This is a genomic window from Pseudomonas mucidolens, from assembly GCF_900106045.1.
GTDB classification, from domain to species: domain Bacteria; phylum Pseudomonadota; class Gammaproteobacteria; order Pseudomonadales; family Pseudomonadaceae; genus Aquipseudomonas; species Aquipseudomonas mucidolens.
Genome location: NZ_LT629802.1, coordinates 5,267,062 through 5,282,441 on the forward strand (window position 1 = coordinate 5,267,062; position 15,380 = coordinate 5,282,441).

The following is a 15,380-nucleotide window of genomic DNA, read 5'->3' on the forward strand; positions in this document are numbered from 1 at the left end:
CTCGATTCAAACCCATAACAGCAATAATACCGGGGTGCTTCATGTATCGCCTGCCGTCAATCGGCGTCACCGCCTGGTCCAAACAGGTCGGTCTGCATGCTTATCACATCAGTGGCGACTCATACGTCCGCGCAGTGGCCACCACTGCCAGGGGCTTGCCATTGATCATGCCGTCCCAGGCGGACGCGTTCGAACCGGCCATTATTTTTGACGGCCTGGCCGTCACCTTCGTTATCGGCTTACCTTCTCGCCTGCAATCCAAGTCTGCGCATCGGGCCGCTCCCATTCGGGGTGTCGCTCGTGATTCTGCACGGCTTTTGCTTGAGGAGTGCAATGTCAGCGCAAATGGCAGGTAAGCTCTTACCCTGATCGACAAAACGACGCGGATGCTGCGTCAACCAACGCCTGGCCTTTAATGGATGTCAGGAAACCCAGCCCAGAGGCATTTATGAGTAACAACCTCGACCAGCTCACCGATTGGTTGAAAGACCATAAGATCACAGAAGTCGAATGCATGGTTGGCGACCTCACCGGTATCACCCGGGGCAAGATCTCGCCGACCAACAAGTTCATCGCCGAAAAAGGCATGCGCCTGCCCGAGAGCGTGCTGTTGCAGACCGTGACCGGCGACTATGTCGAAGACGACATCTATTACCAACTGCTCGACCCGGCCGACATCGACATGATCTGCCGCCCGGACGAGAACGCGGTATACCTGGTGCCCTGGGCCATCGAACCCACCGCCCAGGTGATCCACGATACCTACGACAAGCAAGGCAACCCGATTGAGCTGTCGCCGCGCAACGTGCTCAAGAAAGTCCTCAAGCTCTATACCGACAAAGGCTGGCAGCCCATCGTCGCGCCGGAGATGGAGTTCTACCTGACCAAGCGCTGCGAAGACCCGGACTTCCCGCTGCAACCGCCGATCGGCCGCTCCGGGCGTCCGGAAACCGGTCGCCAATCCTTCTCCATAGAAGCCGCCAACGAATTCGATCCGTTGTTCGAAGATGTCTACGACTGGTGCGAGCTGCAAGAGCTGGATCTCGACACGCTGATCCACGAGGACGGCACGGCGCAGATGGAAATCAACTTCCGTCACGGCGATGCCCTGTCCCTGGCCGACCAGATCCTGGTGTTCAAGCGCACCATGCGCGAAGCGGCGCTCAAGCACGATGTGGCCGCCACCTTCATGGCCAAGCCGATGACCGGTGAGCCTGGCAGCGCCATGCACCTGCACCAGAGCATCATCGACATCGCCACTGGCAAGAACGTGTTCTCCAATGAAGACGGAACCAAGAGTGAACTGTTCCTGCACCACATTGGCGGTCTGCAGAAACTCATTCCCGAGCTGTTGCCGTTGTTCGCCCCTAACGTCAACTCGTTCCGCCGCTTCCTGCCGGACACTTCGGCGCCAGTGAACGTGGAGTGGGGGGAAGAAAACCGCACCGTCGGCCTGCGGGTACCGGATGCCGGCCCCCAGAATCGCCGGGTGGAAAACCGTTTGCCGGGCGCCGATGCCAACCCGTACCTGGCCATCGCCGCCAGCTTGCTGTGCGGCTATATCGGTATGGTCGAAGGCATCAGCCCGAGCGCGCCGGTCGTCGGTCGGGGTTACGAGCGTCGCAACCTGCGCCTGCCGTTGACCATCGAAGACGCGCTGGAGCGTATGGAAAACAGCAAGACCATCGAGAAATACCTGGGTCAAAAGTTCATCACAGGCTACGTCGCGGTCAAGCGGGCCGAGCATGAAAACTTCAAGCGCGTGATCAGTTCGTGGGAGCGGGAATTCCTGCTCTTCGCCGTCTGATGCGCCGGGTGCGGCTGGGATTCGCCGCACCTTCACCTGCTATTTTTGGAGATTGGTATGTCCAGCAACAACCCGCAAACCCGTGAATGGCAAGCCCTGAGCAACGATCATCACTTGGCACCGTTCAGCGACTTCAAACAGTTGAAAGAGAAAGGCCCGCGCATCATCACCAACGCCAAGGGCGTCTATCTGTGGGACAGCGAAGGCAACAAGATTCTCGACGGCATGGCCGGCCTGTGGTGCGTGGCGATCGGTTACGGTCGCGATGAACTGGCTGACGCCGCCGCCAAACAAATGAAACAACTGCCGTACTACAACCTGTTCTTCCAGACCGCTCACCCACCGGTACTGGAATTGGCCAAGGCCATCGCCGATATCGCCCCCGCCGGCATGAACCACGTGTTCTTCACCGGCTCCGGCTCCGAAGGCAACGACACCATGTTGCGCATGGTCCGCCACTACTGGGCGATCAAGGGCCTGCCCAACAAAAAAACCATCATCAGCCGCAAGAATGGCTACCACGGCTCCACCGTGGCCGGCGCCAGCCTGGGCGGCATGACTTACATGCATGAGCAAGGTGATTTGCCGATCCCTGGCATTGTCCACATCGCCCAGCCGTACTGGTTCGGCGAAGGCGGCGACATGAGCCCCGAAGCGTTTGGCATCTGGGCCGCCAACCAACTGGAAGAAAAGATTCTGGAAGTGGGCGTGGACAACGTCGGCGCCTTTATTGCCGAGCCGATCCAGGGCGCCGGTGGGGTGATCGTGCCGCCCGCCAGCTACTGGCCGCGCGTCAAGGAGATCCTCGCCAAGTACGACATTCTGTTTGTCGCCGATGAGGTGATCTGTGGCTTCGGTCGTACTGGTGAGTGGTTCGGTAGCGATTTCTACGATCTCAAGCCCGACATGATGACCATCGCCAAGGGCCTGACCTCGGGCTACATCCCGATGGGTGGCCTGATCGTGCGCGACGAAGTGGTCGACGTGCTCAACGAAGGCGGTGACTTCAACCACGGTTTCACCTATTCCGGTCACCCGGTGGCTGCAGCGGTCGCCCTGGAAAACATCCGCATCATGCGTGATGAAAAAATTGTCAGCCGTGTTCACGACGAAACGGCACCGTATTTGCAAAAGCGTCTACGTGAGTTGGCGGATCACCCGTTGGTGGGCGAAGTACGCGGTGTCGGCATGCTGGGTGCCATCGAGCTGGTGCAAGACAAGGCGACGCGCAAGCGTTATGAAGGCAAGGGCGTGGGCATGATCTGCCGTACCTTCTGCTTCGAGAATGGCCTGATCATGCGCGCCGTGGGCGACACCATGATCATTTCGCCGCCGCTGGTGATCAGCAAGGCCGAGATTGACGAGCTGGTGACCAAGGCTCGCCAATGCCTGGACCTGACCTTGGCGGCATTGCAAGGCTAAGTGCTAGGCTCAGGACGGAACGGCCAGCAGGCTTTCCGTCCGGGTGGTTATAAAAGAATGGGGCTTTGGTTGAAAGCCGGCCCCTGAACTTGCCAGACTGTCGCCCTGTTTTGTTGCCCTTCCTGGGCCACCAAAACATGCAACTCTTTAATAGACAAAAATGCTGTGGCCCAAAAAAGAAAAATTGGAGCATGACCGAATGAAGGCATTAGGTTTGAAGAACGCTGGCAAGACCCTCCTGGCTTTGTCCATGATGGGTGTAATGGCAGGCACGGCCCAGGCCGCCGACAAAGTGCTGCACGTTTATAACTGGTCCGATTACATTGCACCGGACACTGTCGCCGAGTTTGAAAAAGAGTCTGGCATCAAGGTGGTGTACGACGTTTTCGACAGCAACGAAACCCTGGAAGCCAAGCTGCTGGCTGGCAAGTCCGGGTATGACATCGTGATTCCCTCGAACAACTTCCTCGCCAAGCAGATCAAGGCCGGTGTTTATCAGGAGCTGGACAAGTCCAGGCTGCCGAACTGGAAGAACCTGGATACCGATCTGCTCAAGGCCGTTGGCGACGCCAGCGACAAAGGCAACAAGCACGCGTTTCCCTACATGTGGGGCACCATCGGCATCGGCTACAACCCGGACAAGGTCAAGGCTGCGCTGGGCGTCGACAAGATCGACTCGTGGGACGTGCTGTTCAAGCCCGAGAACATCGCCAAACTCAAAGGCTGTGGCGTGAGTTTCCTCGACTCACCGACCGAAATGATTCCCGCCGCCTTGCATTACCTGGGCTACCCGACCGACACCACCGACAAAAAACAACTGGCTGAAGCCGAAGCGTTGTTCCTCAAGATTCGTCCTTCGGTGGGTTACTTCCATTCCTCCAAGTACATCTCTGACCTCGCCAACGGCAACATCTGCGTCGCCGTGGGTTACTCGGGCGACCTGGAACAATCCAAGTCCCGCGCTGCCGAAGCCGGCGGCAAAGTCAAAGTCTCCTACGTCATTCCCAAGGAAGGTGCAGGCAGCTTCTACGACATGGTCGCTATTCCTAAAGATGCCGAAAACCTCGACGCGGCCTACCAGTTCATGAACTACCTGATGCAGCCTGAAGTCATGGCCGAGATCACCAACAGCGTCCGTTTCCCGAACGGCAACAAGGCCGCCACGCCGCTGGTGAACAAAGATATCTCGGGTGATCCGAGCATCTATCCGTCGGACGAAGTGAAAGCCAAGCTGTATGCCATCAGCGATCTGCCGCCCACTACCCTGCGGACGCTGACGCGCAGTTGGACCAAGATCAAATCGGGCAAATAAGCAAAAACCGGTAGGAGCGAGCGTGCTCGCGAAAAACTCAAATGCGCCGCGGGGTGCCTGATGCCCCGCGTTATCGTTGACGACCTTTGCGAGCTAGCTCGCTCCTACAACAAATTAAATGACAGAAAGTTTTGCCGGATCGGTTTATCGAAGGTAAGTTGCGCGCCGGTTTTGTTGTCGGGCGGTGAAACGACCCTGCAATTCGGGCAACAACTTAGGCCCAACTAATTGAGAGGACCTCCACGTGCCAATTTCCTTATTTCGCAAAGCCTTGCTGGTAGGGGCGGGCCTCACGTTGGCAGTCAGCGTGCAAGCCGCTTCAACCGTGCACGTTTATAACTGGTCGGACTATATCGGTCCCGATACCCTGGCCGAGTTTGAAAAAGCCACCGGCATCAAGCCCGTCTACGATGTGTTTGACTCCAACGAAACCCTGGAAGGCAAGCTGCTGGCCGGTCGCACCGGTTATGACGTGGTGGTGCCGTCCAACCATTTCCTGGGCAAGCAGATCAAGGCCGGGGCGTTCCAGAAAATCGACAAGGCGCAGTTGAGCAACTACGCCAACCTCGACCCGGCGCTGCTTAAACGTCTGGAAAAGAACGATCCGGGCAACCAATACGCGGTGCCTTATCTGTGGGGCACCAACGGCATTGGCTACAACGTCGATAAGGTCAAGGAAGTGCTGGGTGTCGACAAGATCGATTCCTGGGCGGTGCTGTTCGAGCCGCAGAACATGAAAAAGCTGGCCAGTTGCGGTGTGTCTTTCATGGACTCTGCCGATGAAATGCTGCCGGCGGTTCTCAATTACATGGGCCTGGACCCTAACAGCACAAACCCGGCCGATTATAAAAAGGCTGCTGAAAAATTGCTGGAAGTACGTCCCTACGTGACTTACTTCCATTCTTCCAAATACATCTCGGACCTGGCCAACGGCAATATTTGCGTGGCGGCGGGTTTCTCCGGTGATGTGTTCCAGGCCAAGGCCCGCGCGGCCGAAGCGGGCAAAGGCGTAAATATCGCCTACGTGATTCCCAAGGAAGGCGGCAACCTGTGGTTTGACGTGCTGGCGATCCCCAAGGACTCCACCAACGTCAAGCAAGCGCACGCGTTCATCAACTATTTGCTGCAACCTGAGGTGATCGCCCAGGTCAGCGATTACGTCGGTTATGCCAACCCTAACCCGGGGGCGGACAAACTGATGGATCAATCGATACGCACCGACGCAGCGGTTTACCCACCGCAGGCGGTTCTCGAGCGGACATTCGTCAACAGCGAGTTACCCCCGAAGGTGCAACGCCTGATGACCCGTAGCTGGACCAAGGTCAAGACGGGCAAGTAAGACTCAAACTATCCAGAGTTCGCCCGTCTGGGGCGAGCTGCACTCTTTTTTGTTGGGAGTTTCGTAAATGGCAGTTGCCTCCGGCGCCTATAAGAAAGCCCTCGAGGGCGACCAGACACCGAAAAAGGTGTTGGTCAAAATCGACCGGGTCACGAAAAAGTTCGACGAGACGATTGCCGTGGACGATGTGTCCCTGGAGATCAAGAAAGGCGAGATTTTCGCCTTGCTCGGCGGTTCGGGTTCGGGCAAGTCCACCTTGCTGCGTATGCTCGCAGGTTTCGAGCGCCCGACTGAGGGGCGGATTTTCCTCGACGGTGTCGACATCACCGACATGCCGCCGTATGAGCGTCCGATCAACATGATGTTCCAGTCCTACGCGTTGTTCCCGCACATGACCGTGGCGCAGAACATCGCGTTCGGCCTGCAGCAGGACAAGATCCCTAAGGCGGAAGTCGAAGCGCGCGTGGCCGAGATGCTCAAGCTGGTACAGATGAGTCAGTTCGCCAAGCGCAAACCGCATCAGTTGTCTGGCGGCCAGCGCCAGCGGGTGGCGCTGGCACGTTCCCTGGCCAAGCGTCCGAAACTGTTGCTGCTCGATGAGCCCATGGGCGCCCTGGACAAGAAGCTGCGTTCGCAGATGCAGCTGGAGCTTGTTGAGATCATCGAGCGCGTCGGCGTGACCTGTGTGATGGTGACACACGATCAGGAAGAGGCCATGACCATGGCCGAGCGCATCGCGATCATGCACCTGGGCTGGATCGCCCAGATCGGCAGCCCGATCGATATCTACGAAACCCCGACCAGCCGTCTGGTGTGTGAGTTCATCGGCAACGTCAACATCTTCGAAACCCTGGTGGTGGACGACGCCGAAGGTCACGCGGTGCTCGAGTGTGCTGACCTGGATCGCAACATCTACGTAGGTCACGGCATCGCCACTGCGGTGGAAGACAAGTCGGTGACTTACGCGATTCGCCCGGAAAAGCTGCTGGTCACCTCCGAAATGCCGACCTGCGAGCACAACTGGTCCAGCGGCAAGGTCCACGACATCGCGTACCTCGGCGGTCACTCGGTGTTCTACGTGGAGTTGCCGAGCGGCAAGCTGGTGCAGTCCTTCGTCGCCAACGCCGAGCGCCGTGGCCAGCGGCCGACCTGGGGTGATCAGGTTTACGTGTGGTGGGAAGACGACAGCGGCGTGGTACTGCGCTCATGAACATGCGCAAATTCAAGCGGCGCTTGCACCGCATAGTCCCCAGTGGCAAGCAGGTGGTCATCGGGATTCCGTTCCTGTGGCTGTTTCTGTTCTTCGCGCTGCCGTTCTTCATTGTTTTGAAGATCAGCTTCGCCGAAGCCGACGTGGCGATTCCGCCTTACACCGAGATCTACACCTACGTTGAGCAGAAGCTGCAATTGGTGCTGAACCTGGCCAATTACAGTTTGCTGGCGGGCGATGACCTGTACATCGCCGCGTACCTCGGCTCGCTGAAAATGGCATTTTTCAGCACGTTGCTGTGTCTGCTGATCGGCTACCCGATGGCCTACGGTATCGCCACCGCGCGCAAGGAAATGCAAACCGTGCTGGTGCTGCTGATCATGATGCCGACCTGGACGGCGATCCTGATCCGTGTGTATGCGTGGATGGGCATCCTCAGCAACAACGGTTTGCTCAACGGCTTCCTGATGTCCATGGGGTTGATCAACGAGCCGTTGCAGATCCTCAACACCAATATCGCGGTATATATCGGTGTGGTCTATTCGTACCTGCCGTTCATGATCCTGCCGCTGTACGCCAACCTGGTTAAACATGACCAGAGCTTGCTGGAGGCCGCATCCGACCTGGGCTCGAGCACCTTCAACAGTTTCTGGAAAATCACCGTGCCGCTGTCCAAGAACGGCATTATCGCCGGCTGCATGCTGGTGTTTATCCCGGTAGTGGGCGAGTTCGTGATCCCCGAACTGCTGGGCGGTCCGGAAACGCTGATGATCGGTAAAGTGTTGTGGCAGGAATTCTTCAACAACCGTGACTGGCCGGTGGCGTCTGCCCTGGCAGTGGTGATGCTGGCGATCCTGATCGTGCCGATCATCCTGTTTAACCGCAGCCAGGCCAAAGAGATGGAGGGCAAGGTATGAAGCGCTTCAGTTTCTCCAGCTTCATGCTGGTCGTAGGGCTGCTGTTCATCTACCTGCCGATGCTGATCCTGGTGATCTATTCGTTCAACGAATCGAAGCTGGTGACGGTGTGGGGCGGCTGGTCGATCAAGTGGTATGTCGGCCTTTTGGATAACACCCAATTGATGGGCTCGGTTGCCCGTTCCCTGGAAATCGCCTGCTACACGGCGGTGGCCGCGGTGGCGTTGGGTACGTTAGCGGCGTTCGTGCTGACGCGTATCAACCAGTTCAAGGGCCGTACGCTGTTCGGCGGCCTGGTGACCGCGCCGCTGGTGATGCCCGAAGTGATCACCGGTCTGTCGTTGTTGCTGCTGTTCGTGGCGATGGCGCAGATGATCGGCTGGCCCCAGGAACGGGGCATCCTCACCATCTGGATCGCCCACACCACGTTCTGTGCGGCGTATGTGGCGGTGGTGGTGTCGGCGCGCTTGCGTGAGCTGGACCTGTCGATCGAAGAAGCGGCGATGGATCTGGGCGCGCGGCCGTGGAAGGTGTTCTTCCTGATCACCATCCCGATGATCGCGCCGTCGTTGGCAGCGGGCGGCATGATGTCGTTCGCGCTGTCCCTGGATGACCTGGTATTGGCCAGCTTCGTCTCGGGGCCGGGTTCTACCACGTTGCCGATGGAAGTGTTCTCGGCTGTGCGCCTGGGGGTAAAACCCGAGATCAATGCCGTGGCCAGCCTGATCCTGTTGGCGGTGTCACTGGTGACCTTCCTGGTGTGGTTTTTCAGCCGCCGGGCCGAAGAACGTCGCAAGAAAGCGATCCAGCAGGCCATCGAAGAAGCGGCAGCGGATGGTTGGAAACAGCCGGACGTACGTCGGGCTCCCGCACCGGTCTAAAAATGTGGGAGCTGGCTTGCCTGCGATAGCGGTATCTATACAAATTTGCCGCAACGCATAAATTCAAGCAGACGGGGCTGTCGTGGCGAGCGGGCTTGCCGGAACGCCGTATCGCCCGCGCTGGGCTGCGAAGCAGCCCCAGTAAGCCGAATGCGATGTATCAGATACACCGTAGCGGCTGGTTTTGGGGCTGCTTCACGGCCTGAGCTCCTCCCTCAACATGCTTTCGTTGCTTGCGGTGCTGTCATCAAAGGCAAGCCAGCTCCCACGCTGGGTTGCATTTAAAGTTGATTAGGCAGTCCACGGCGACTGGCGAATCACCTCGACAAAGTTCATCGGCTTGAACCCCGGCTCCTGATCCACCAACACATCGGTCTTCACGTTGCCAAACGTGGTCTGCGGGCGATGGCGCAAGCCGTCGGCAAAGGCGCAGATGATGCATTCCTTGAACCCTTCGCCCCGTGGATGCGCATGCACCACAGCCTCGCGCTGCACGTGCGTAAACGCGGCGTAGTCCATGCCCAGCACATCCATCTCCACGCCAGCGGTCACCAGGGCGACGGTAGGGCGCAGGTGCTTGGGCACGCCAGGCGTGGTGTGCAGGGCAATGGACAACCACACCTGCTCGATATCGTCATCGCTCAACCCGTAGGGCTTGAGAAAGTCGGCGGCAGCGTTGGCGCCGTCCACTTCAAAACGCTCGTTGTCACTGCGATGGCCAGCCACCAGGCCCAGGTCATGGAACATCGCGCCGACGTAGAGCAACTCCGGGTTGTAGGTCATATGCCTGCGCTCGCCGCTCAAGGCGCCAAACAGGAAGACGCGACGGGAGTGGTGGTAGAGCAGGTCGGATTCAATGTCACGGATGTATTCGGTGGTGGCCTTGGCCAGGGCGCTGTCGGGGATTTTGATGCCGGCGATGGTGCTACTCATGGTCATGATCCTCAAGAAAGCGCTGGGTTGGCGCTGATGGGTGCAGTCTGGACGCGCCTGTGCGCGAGGGCCATCGCGCTGAGGATGCGATCCCGGCCAATGTGCGCTCACATCGTGCCAAGTGAAATCGGCTAGGGTGTAGCAGGCACTGCTTTCCCGTGAAGCCCCGCTCCCACATTTGTTTGATCGTTTATTCCGATAGAAAAGGTGTGCCATCCATGCACAAAACCGTCGCCATCCTGATCTTTCCCGGCGTCCAGTCACTGGATGTGACCGGTCCCATGGACGTGTTCTGCGAGGCCAATCGCTTCCTGGCGCCGGAGGATCATTACCAGCTCGAAGTCATCGGCCAGGTCCAGGGCAGCATCGCCTGCTCCAACGGTCTGGCATTGCAGGCACACATCCATTACAGCGAGGCCCTGCAAGCCTATGACCTGCTGTTGGTGGCCGGCGGCCCGCAGTTACCCTTCGAGGATTTCGGCCCGGGGTTCAATCAGTGGCTGCAGGGCGCCAGTGCCAGGGCTCGGCGTTTCGGCTCGATCTGCAACGGTGCGTTCATGCTCGCGCGGGCGGGTTTGCTGGAGGGGCGCACGGTCACCACGCACTGGGGCGACGCGGCGGATCTGGTGCGACTATGCCCCTCGACCCAGGTCGACGCCGACCGCCTGTACGTGCAAGACGCCAACCTCTACACCTCGGCCGGGGTCACGGCGGGCATTGACCTGTCGTTGTACCTGCTGGCCCAGGACCACGGCCCGGAAGTGGCCTTGAGCGTGGCCAAGCGCCTGGTGGTGTTTACCCAGCGCAGCGGCGGACAGTCACAGTTCAGCCCGTTCCTGATGCCCCACGCCGAAGCCAACTCGGCGGTGGCGCAGGTGCAGTTGTACGTGCTGGCGAATCTGACCGGCGACCTGGGCATTGCTGACCTGGCCCGCGCAGCCAACATGAGTGCGCGCAACTTTTCGCGGGTATTTGCCCGTGAGGCGCGGATCACCCCGGCGGAGTTTGTCGAGCGGGCGCGGGTGGACGCGGCGCGGGTGATGCTCGAAAGCAGCAGCGCGCCGCTCAAGACCGTGGCCTATCAATGCGGCTTTCGCGATGCCCAGCACATGCGCAGTGTGTTCAACCGCCGGCTGGGCGTGACGCCGCAGCAGTTCCGGCTCAACTTTGCGGCGCCGGTTTGAGCGTGTCGTAGGCTTCCAGCGCACGTAGCGAGTAGATGTAGGCGGCGCCGGCATTCAGTGAGATGGCAGTGGCCAGCGTTGCGGCGACTTCTTCGCGAGTGGCGCCAGCCTTGATCGCGGCGTCGGCATGTACGCCGATGCAACCGTCGCAGCGAGTGGTGATCGCCACTGCAATCGAGATCAGTTCGCGGGTCTTGGCATCCAGGACGTGGTTTTCCTCGGCGGCTTCGCCAAGCGCCATGTAGGCTTTGACCATCTTCGGGTTGCTCTTGCCCAGTGTGCCAAAGGCTTTCTTCACGGTAGGCAGCAAGTCGGACCAGTTATTGAACATTGCGATTATTCCTGAACGGGATGGGTGTGAAGCCAGTGTGTGCCGTTCGGGTTTGGCGGTATTGTTCGATCCGCTCAACTTTTTGACCGATATTCGCAAATGAACGCTATCGACACCCTGATCACCATGGCCAATCTGCGCGGCAGTCTCGACGTACGTTGCCAGTTCCAGGGCGACTGGGCCTTGGACCATGCGCCCGAGTCCCTGGGCGTGGCGCCGTATCACATTGTGGTCAGTGGCACCTGCCGCGCCGAGCTTTCGGGCGGGCAGCGAGTGACCCTGGAAGAGGGCGATATCCTGCTGCTGCCCGGCGGTGCGACTCACCTGTTGCGCAGCCAGGGCGCGACGGTGCCGGCGATGTTACCCAGGGTGATCGACGACGGTGTCCTTCAGGTGCATCGCCTGGGTGGCGATCAGCCGGAGGTGGAGATGCTCTGTGGCAGCTTTCACTACAACCGCCAGTCGGTGCTGTTCGCGGCGTTGCCGGCGTATCTGGTGGTGTCCAGCCGGCAATGGCAGGCCGATGGGCAACTGGCGGCCCTGATTGCGCTGATGCGCAGCGAAGCGGATGGCGAACGGCTCGGTGCGCGGTCGTTCATCGATGCGTTGTCGGTGGCCCTGTTCACCTTGCTGGTGCGCACCTGGCTGGCACAACAAGCGTCGCTGACGGGGACGTTTACCTTGCTCACCGACAAACGCCTGGGCCGCGCCTGGCAGGCGATGCTGGCCGCGCCCGGGCATGACTGGACCATCGACAGCCTGGCCGGCGCGGCGTCGATGTCCCGAGCCACGTTCATGCGCGCGTTTGTCAAAGTGGCGGGCGTATCGCCGTGGGTGCTGCTGACCCAGTTGCGCATGGAGCTGGCGTTCAATCTGTTGCAGCAGTCGCGGTTGAGCCTGACGGATATCGCCGCCCGGGTGGGTTATCAATCCCAGGCGGCGTTCAGCAAGAAATTCAAGGAGGCGTATGGCCAGGCGCCCGGTCGGATGCGCAACGCAGATTAAAACTGTGGGAGGGTGTTTCGTCAGGGCTGTTGTGGGGGGCGGGCCGGCAATAGCTTGAGGGTGCCGCGAGTATTGGCCTGGACCTCCTCTTCATCAAAATGCGTCTGCTCGTACCCGCCTTCGATGTAGGTCTCGGCCTGGTCGGCATAGTGCTTGTCGAACGGTACGCCGCTCTGTCCCACCGGGTTGATGGTCAGAGCGTGGGCGGCGTCGGCGAAGTCGACCAGGCGTCGGGTGGATGGGCCGTAAGTCACCGGCCATGGCGCCGGGCCAATGATTGCAGACAGGTTGTTCGGTACTTCGTGGCTGCCCGGGGAGGCAAACGGGCCGACATTGACGATCTGGTCCAGCGGCTTCTTGATGCCCAGCGGGTGGCCATGGGTCAGGGTATGCGCCTTGCCCCATTGCCATTGCGCCGGGTCATCGCCGAAGGTGGTTTTCAGGTGGGCCAGGCTCTTGTCCCAGGCGCGCTTGACCGTCTCGGCACGCTGCCTGTTCCACCACGGCGAATCGGCGGCGGCCAGGCGTGGCAAGGCGGCGTCGACCACGCGGGTGGTGATCAGGGTCTTGAACATGTCGTCGCCCAGCTTGGGGCGGAAGGCGGCGTCCGTCAGGTCATACAGCAACTGGTTGAACAGCGTGGCCGGGACCGACTCCACCGGGTAGTCACCTTTCCACATGGCCAGTTGCTCTAGCAGCTTGAGTTCGGCCGGATCCTTGACCACCTCGCGTAGCACCGGCAGCAGCGGAGCCAGCAAGCGTGGCCCGTAGGCGGTGGTGGTGCCCAGTTGCAGGGCCTGGCTGTTTTCCACATCCCATTTCACGCGGTTGTCGCTCAATTGCGTATTCAACTGCTGGCCGCGGTCGGCCAGGTTGTAATAGCCGGGGATCTGCATACCAGTGGGCGAGACCGGCTGGGCATTGGCCGAGACCACATAACCACGGGCCGGGTTTTCTTCCTGGGGGTTGGCGCTGAACGGGTAGAAGCCCAGCTTGTCAGCCTGCGGCGTACTGCCGTCGAGGATAAACCCGGCATTGGCCCCGGCCGGGCGGATCGGCAACTGCGCCGCGGCCCACCAACCGATATCGCCCTTGGCATTGGCCCAGACGATGTTCAGCCCCGGCGCATGCACCTTGGCGGCTGCCTGGCGGGCCTTGGCCAGGGTGTCGGCGCGGTTGAGTTGGTAGAACCCATCGAGGATCGGGTTTTCGGTATCGAGGAACGCCCACCACATGGCAATCGGCGTGGTACCAGCGTTGGCGCCGAGCACGTCGTTGATGATCGGGCCGTGGGGCGACTGGCGTAATGTCAGCGTCACCGGCGCCTGGCCCTTGACCGCGATCTGTTGCTCGCTGGTGGTCATGTCGACCCACTGGTCGTGGTAGCGCACCTGGTTGGGATTGTCCGGGTTGACCTTCTCGGCGATCAGGTCGAGGTCATCGTTCTGGAACATCGTCAGGCTCCAGCCAAACGCTTTGTTGTGGCCCAGGAACGCCACCGGTACCAGGGCGTTGTGATAACCGTAGAGTTCGAAGCCGGGCGCCGACAGGTGCGCCTCGTACCACACCGATGGCACCGAGAAGCGGATATGCGGGTCGCCCGCCAGCAACGGTTTGCCGCTCTTGGTGCGGTTGCCACTGATGGCCCAGGCGTTGCTGCCTTCGAACTGCGGCAGGCCGTTGTCGGCCAGGGCCTGCTCGCTGAGGCGGGCGATGGCGCTCAGGCCTTGCCAGTCGGTGGCGGCCAGACCGAGGTCGCCCTTGGGTTTCCAGTCGAGGTCAAACACCTTCAGGTAGTCGCTGCCCAGTTGGTCGCGCACATAAGTCAGCAAGGGCTCGGTCCGAAAGGCCGCGGCAAAGCTGTAGGCCAGGTAACCGGCGACGCTGATGGTGTCTTCGGCGGTGAACGGCCGCTTGGGGATGCCCAGCACGTCGAACTCCATGGGGCGGGCGTGGTTGTCCTGATACTGGTTGATTCCGTCCAGATACGCTTGCAAGGCTTTCCAGTGCGGTGATTGGCGATCCATCTGGGCCACGTAGGTGGTGGCGCGCTCGCGGATGCGCAGGCTGCGAAACAGCTTGTCGGTGTCCAACAACTTGGCGCCCAGCACTTCGGCCAGTTCGCCCCGGGCCAGGCGGCGCATGATTTCCATCTGGAACAACCGGTCCTGGGCGTGCACGTAACCCAGCGCGCGGTACAGATCGGCCTCGTTCTCGGCGCGGATATGCGGCACGCCCCGGTCGTCATAGCGCACCGTGACCGAATCTTGCAGGTTGGCCAACTGCACCGTGCCCTGACGGGTCGGTTGCTTGCTGTAGACGTACCAGCCGGCGCCGAGGGCGATCAATACCAGCAGGGCGGCGAGAACCGACAAGACGCGCTTCATGAACAATCCTTAGTAAAGAGGGCGACGGGCTACAGGTCTTTAGGCCACGAACAATAGCAGCCAACTGCCAGGGTGTGGATAGCGTTCACCTCGCGCCCGCTGTTGAGTGCTTGCAGGATCGGCTCGATAAAACTGTTGCTCGAATTACAGGTCAGTCCCTCGCTGTAAGGACCGAAATACGCCAGCTTGCCATTGCGATCCCAGATGCCCACGGCCGGGCTGGCGGGGACCTGCTCGGCGCCGGGCAAGGCACTGAGTAGGGTCATTGCGCCGAGGGTCGCGGGCAGTTGGCCGTGGCTGCCGGCTTTTTGCAGGGCATAGAACTCCACGCCTTGGGGCGCGTACTGTTCAATCAATTCGCTGAGGTGCTGCTGGTTGCCGACATTGCACGGGCAGGCCGGGTCCCAGAAATGCACCAGGCGAATGGGGCCGGGGCCTGCAAGGGGCTCGGGCAGTGTGAGCATGTCTCCGGAAAACACTGCGGTGTGTTGGCTGAAAGCCCGCAGGTAGCGACCCTGGAACCAGTCATACGCGGCCCACAGCATCGCGCCGCAGATCAGGATGATCAGGCTGGCCAACAGGGCGGTGCGGTAGGGTTTTCGCATTCGGATCAATCCTCGATGGTCGCGTAGCTTGCCATGCTTGCCCTGAC

13 protein-coding genes and 1 pseudogene are annotated in these 15,380 nt (G+C 60.3%); 10 read left to right on the forward strand and 4 right to left on the reverse strand.

Features of this window, described 5'->3' with window-relative positions; genetic code table 11:
• Nucleotides 1–41 precede the first annotated feature (41 nt).
• The 8 genes and pseudogenes from BLU75_RS24230 to BLU75_RS24265 form a co-directional block, all read left to right on the forward strand.
• Nucleotides 42–222: pseudogene (locus tag BLU75_RS24230) on the forward strand (gamma-glutamyl-gamma-aminobutyrate hydrolase family protein); the annotation flags it as partial.
• A gap of 226 nt (nt 223–448) precedes the next feature.
• Entirely contained in the window at nt 449–1,807 is a 1,359-nt protein-coding gene (locus BLU75_RS24235) for a glutamine synthetase family protein (protein WP_084378638.1), read from the forward strand.
• 57 nt (nt 1,808–1,864) lie between these two features.
• Complete coding sequence (locus BLU75_RS24240) at nt 1,865–3,229, forward strand: aspartate aminotransferase family protein (RefSeq protein ID WP_084378637.1); 1,365 nt, start codon at nt 1,865–1,867, stop codon at nt 3,227–3,229.
• A gap of 199 nt (nt 3,230–3,428) precedes the next feature.
• Nucleotides 3,429–4,541 carry a polyamine ABC transporter substrate-binding protein gene (locus BLU75_RS24245; RefSeq protein ID WP_084378636.1) on the forward strand — a complete coding sequence of 371 codons (1,113 nt, stop codon included), beginning with the start codon at nt 3,429–3,431 and terminating at the stop codon, nt 4,539–4,541.
• Nucleotides 4,542–4,785: 244 nt separating this feature from the next.
• On the forward strand, nt 4,786–5,880 hold the full coding sequence (locus tag BLU75_RS24250) for a polyamine ABC transporter substrate-binding protein (protein WP_084378635.1): 1,095 nt from the start codon (nt 4,786–4,788) through the stop codon (nt 5,878–5,880).
• 67 nt (nt 5,881–5,947) lie between these two features.
• Nucleotides 5,948–7,090, forward strand: a complete 1,143-nt coding sequence (locus BLU75_RS24255) for an ABC transporter ATP-binding protein (protein WP_084378634.1) — start codon at nt 5,948–5,950, stop codon at nt 7,088–7,090.
• Nucleotides 7,087–8,007 (forward strand): ABC transporter permease subunit, encoded by a 921-nt coding sequence (locus BLU75_RS24260; RefSeq protein WP_084378633.1) that lies wholly within the window; start codon nt 7,087–7,089, stop codon nt 8,005–8,007. Before BLU75_RS24255 ends, BLU75_RS24260 begins: the two co-directional genes overlap by 4 nt.
• Complete coding sequence (locus BLU75_RS24265) at nt 8,004–8,888, forward strand: ABC transporter permease subunit (RefSeq protein ID WP_084378632.1); 885 nt, start codon at nt 8,004–8,006, stop codon at nt 8,886–8,888. The genes BLU75_RS24260 and BLU75_RS24265 overlap by 4 nt, the downstream gene beginning before the upstream one ends.
• 291 nt (nt 8,889–9,179) lie before the next feature.
• On the opposite strand, the gene BLU75_RS24270 is transcribed toward BLU75_RS24265, so the two are convergent.
• Nucleotides 9,180–9,821 carry an HD domain-containing protein gene (locus tag BLU75_RS24270; RefSeq protein WP_084378631.1) on the reverse strand — a complete coding sequence of 214 codons (642 nt, stop codon included), beginning with the start codon at nt 9,819–9,821 and terminating at the stop codon, nt 9,180–9,182.
• A 218-nt stretch (nt 9,822–10,039) separates the two neighbouring features.
• Between BLU75_RS24270 and BLU75_RS24275 the strand changes: the two genes are divergently transcribed.
• Nucleotides 10,040–11,005: a GlxA family transcriptional regulator gene (locus BLU75_RS24275; RefSeq protein WP_084378630.1), complete on the forward strand. Its 966-nt coding sequence runs from the start codon at nt 10,040–10,042 to the stop codon at nt 11,003–11,005.
• On the opposite strand, the gene BLU75_RS24280 is transcribed toward BLU75_RS24275, so the two are convergent.
• Nucleotides 10,983–11,336 carry a carboxymuconolactone decarboxylase family protein gene (locus BLU75_RS24280; protein ID WP_084378629.1) on the reverse strand — a complete coding sequence of 118 codons (354 nt, stop codon included), beginning with the start codon at nt 11,334–11,336 and terminating at the stop codon, nt 10,983–10,985. The genes BLU75_RS24275 and BLU75_RS24280 overlap by 23 nt on opposite strands.
• Before the next feature lie 99 nt (nt 11,337–11,435).
• Between BLU75_RS24280 and BLU75_RS24285 the strand changes: the two genes are divergently transcribed.
• Complete coding sequence (locus BLU75_RS24285) at nt 11,436–12,341, forward strand: AraC family transcriptional regulator (protein ID WP_084378628.1); 906 nt, start codon at nt 11,436–11,438, stop codon at nt 12,339–12,341.
• 20 nt (nt 12,342–12,361) lie between these two features.
• On the opposite strand, the gene BLU75_RS24290 is transcribed toward BLU75_RS24285, so the two are convergent.
• Nucleotides 12,362–14,728, reverse strand: a complete 2,367-nt coding sequence (locus tag BLU75_RS24290; RefSeq protein WP_084378627.1) for a penicillin acylase family protein — start codon at nt 14,726–14,728, stop codon at nt 12,362–12,364.
• A gap of 29 nt (nt 14,729–14,757) precedes the next feature.
• Entirely contained in the window at nt 14,758–15,333 is a 576-nt protein-coding gene (locus BLU75_RS24295) for a DUF6436 domain-containing protein (RefSeq protein ID WP_084378626.1), read from the reverse strand.
• Nucleotides 15,334–15,380: the final 47 nt, after the last annotated feature.

Excerpts from the sequence above, each read along its gene's own strand:
- BLU75_RS24240 (WP_084378637.1), top strand. The coding sequence starts at position 1,865 with ATGTCCAGCAACAACCCGCAAACCCGTGAATGGCAAGCCCTGAGCAAC.
- BLU75_RS24295 (WP_084378626.1), bottom strand. The coding sequence starts at position 15,333 with ATGCGAAAACCCTACCGCACCGCCCTGTTGGCCAGCCTGATCATCCTG.
- BLU75_RS24285 (WP_084378628.1), top strand. The coding sequence starts at position 11,436 with ATGAACGCTATCGACACCCTGATCACCATGGCCAATCTGCGCGGCAGT.
- BLU75_RS24270 (WP_084378631.1), bottom strand. The coding sequence starts at position 9,821 with ATGAGTAGCACCATCGCCGGCATCAAAATCCCCGACAGCGCCCTGGCC.
- BLU75_RS24235 (WP_084378638.1), top strand. The coding sequence starts at position 449 with ATGAGTAACAACCTCGACCAGCTCACCGATTGGTTGAAAGACCATAAG.
- BLU75_RS24290 (WP_084378627.1), bottom strand. The coding sequence starts at position 14,728 with ATGAAGCGCGTCTTGTCGGTTCTCGCCGCCCTGCTGGTATTGATCGCC.
- BLU75_RS24275 (WP_084378630.1), top strand. The coding sequence starts at position 10,040 with ATGCACAAAACCGTCGCCATCCTGATCTTTCCCGGCGTCCAGTCACTG.
- BLU75_RS24280 (WP_084378629.1), bottom strand. The coding sequence starts at position 11,336 with ATGTTCAATAACTGGTCCGACTTGCTGCCTACCGTGAAGAAAGCCTTT.
- BLU75_RS24245 (WP_084378636.1), top strand. The coding sequence starts at position 3,429 with ATGAAGGCATTAGGTTTGAAGAACGCTGGCAAGACCCTCCTGGCTTTG.
- BLU75_RS24265 (WP_084378632.1), top strand. The coding sequence starts at position 8,004 with ATGAAGCGCTTCAGTTTCTCCAGCTTCATGCTGGTCGTAGGGCTGCTG.
- BLU75_RS24260 (WP_084378633.1), top strand. The coding sequence starts at position 7,087 with ATGAACATGCGCAAATTCAAGCGGCGCTTGCACCGCATAGTCCCCAGT.
- BLU75_RS24255 (WP_084378634.1), top strand. The coding sequence starts at position 5,948 with ATGGCAGTTGCCTCCGGCGCCTATAAGAAAGCCCTCGAGGGCGACCAG.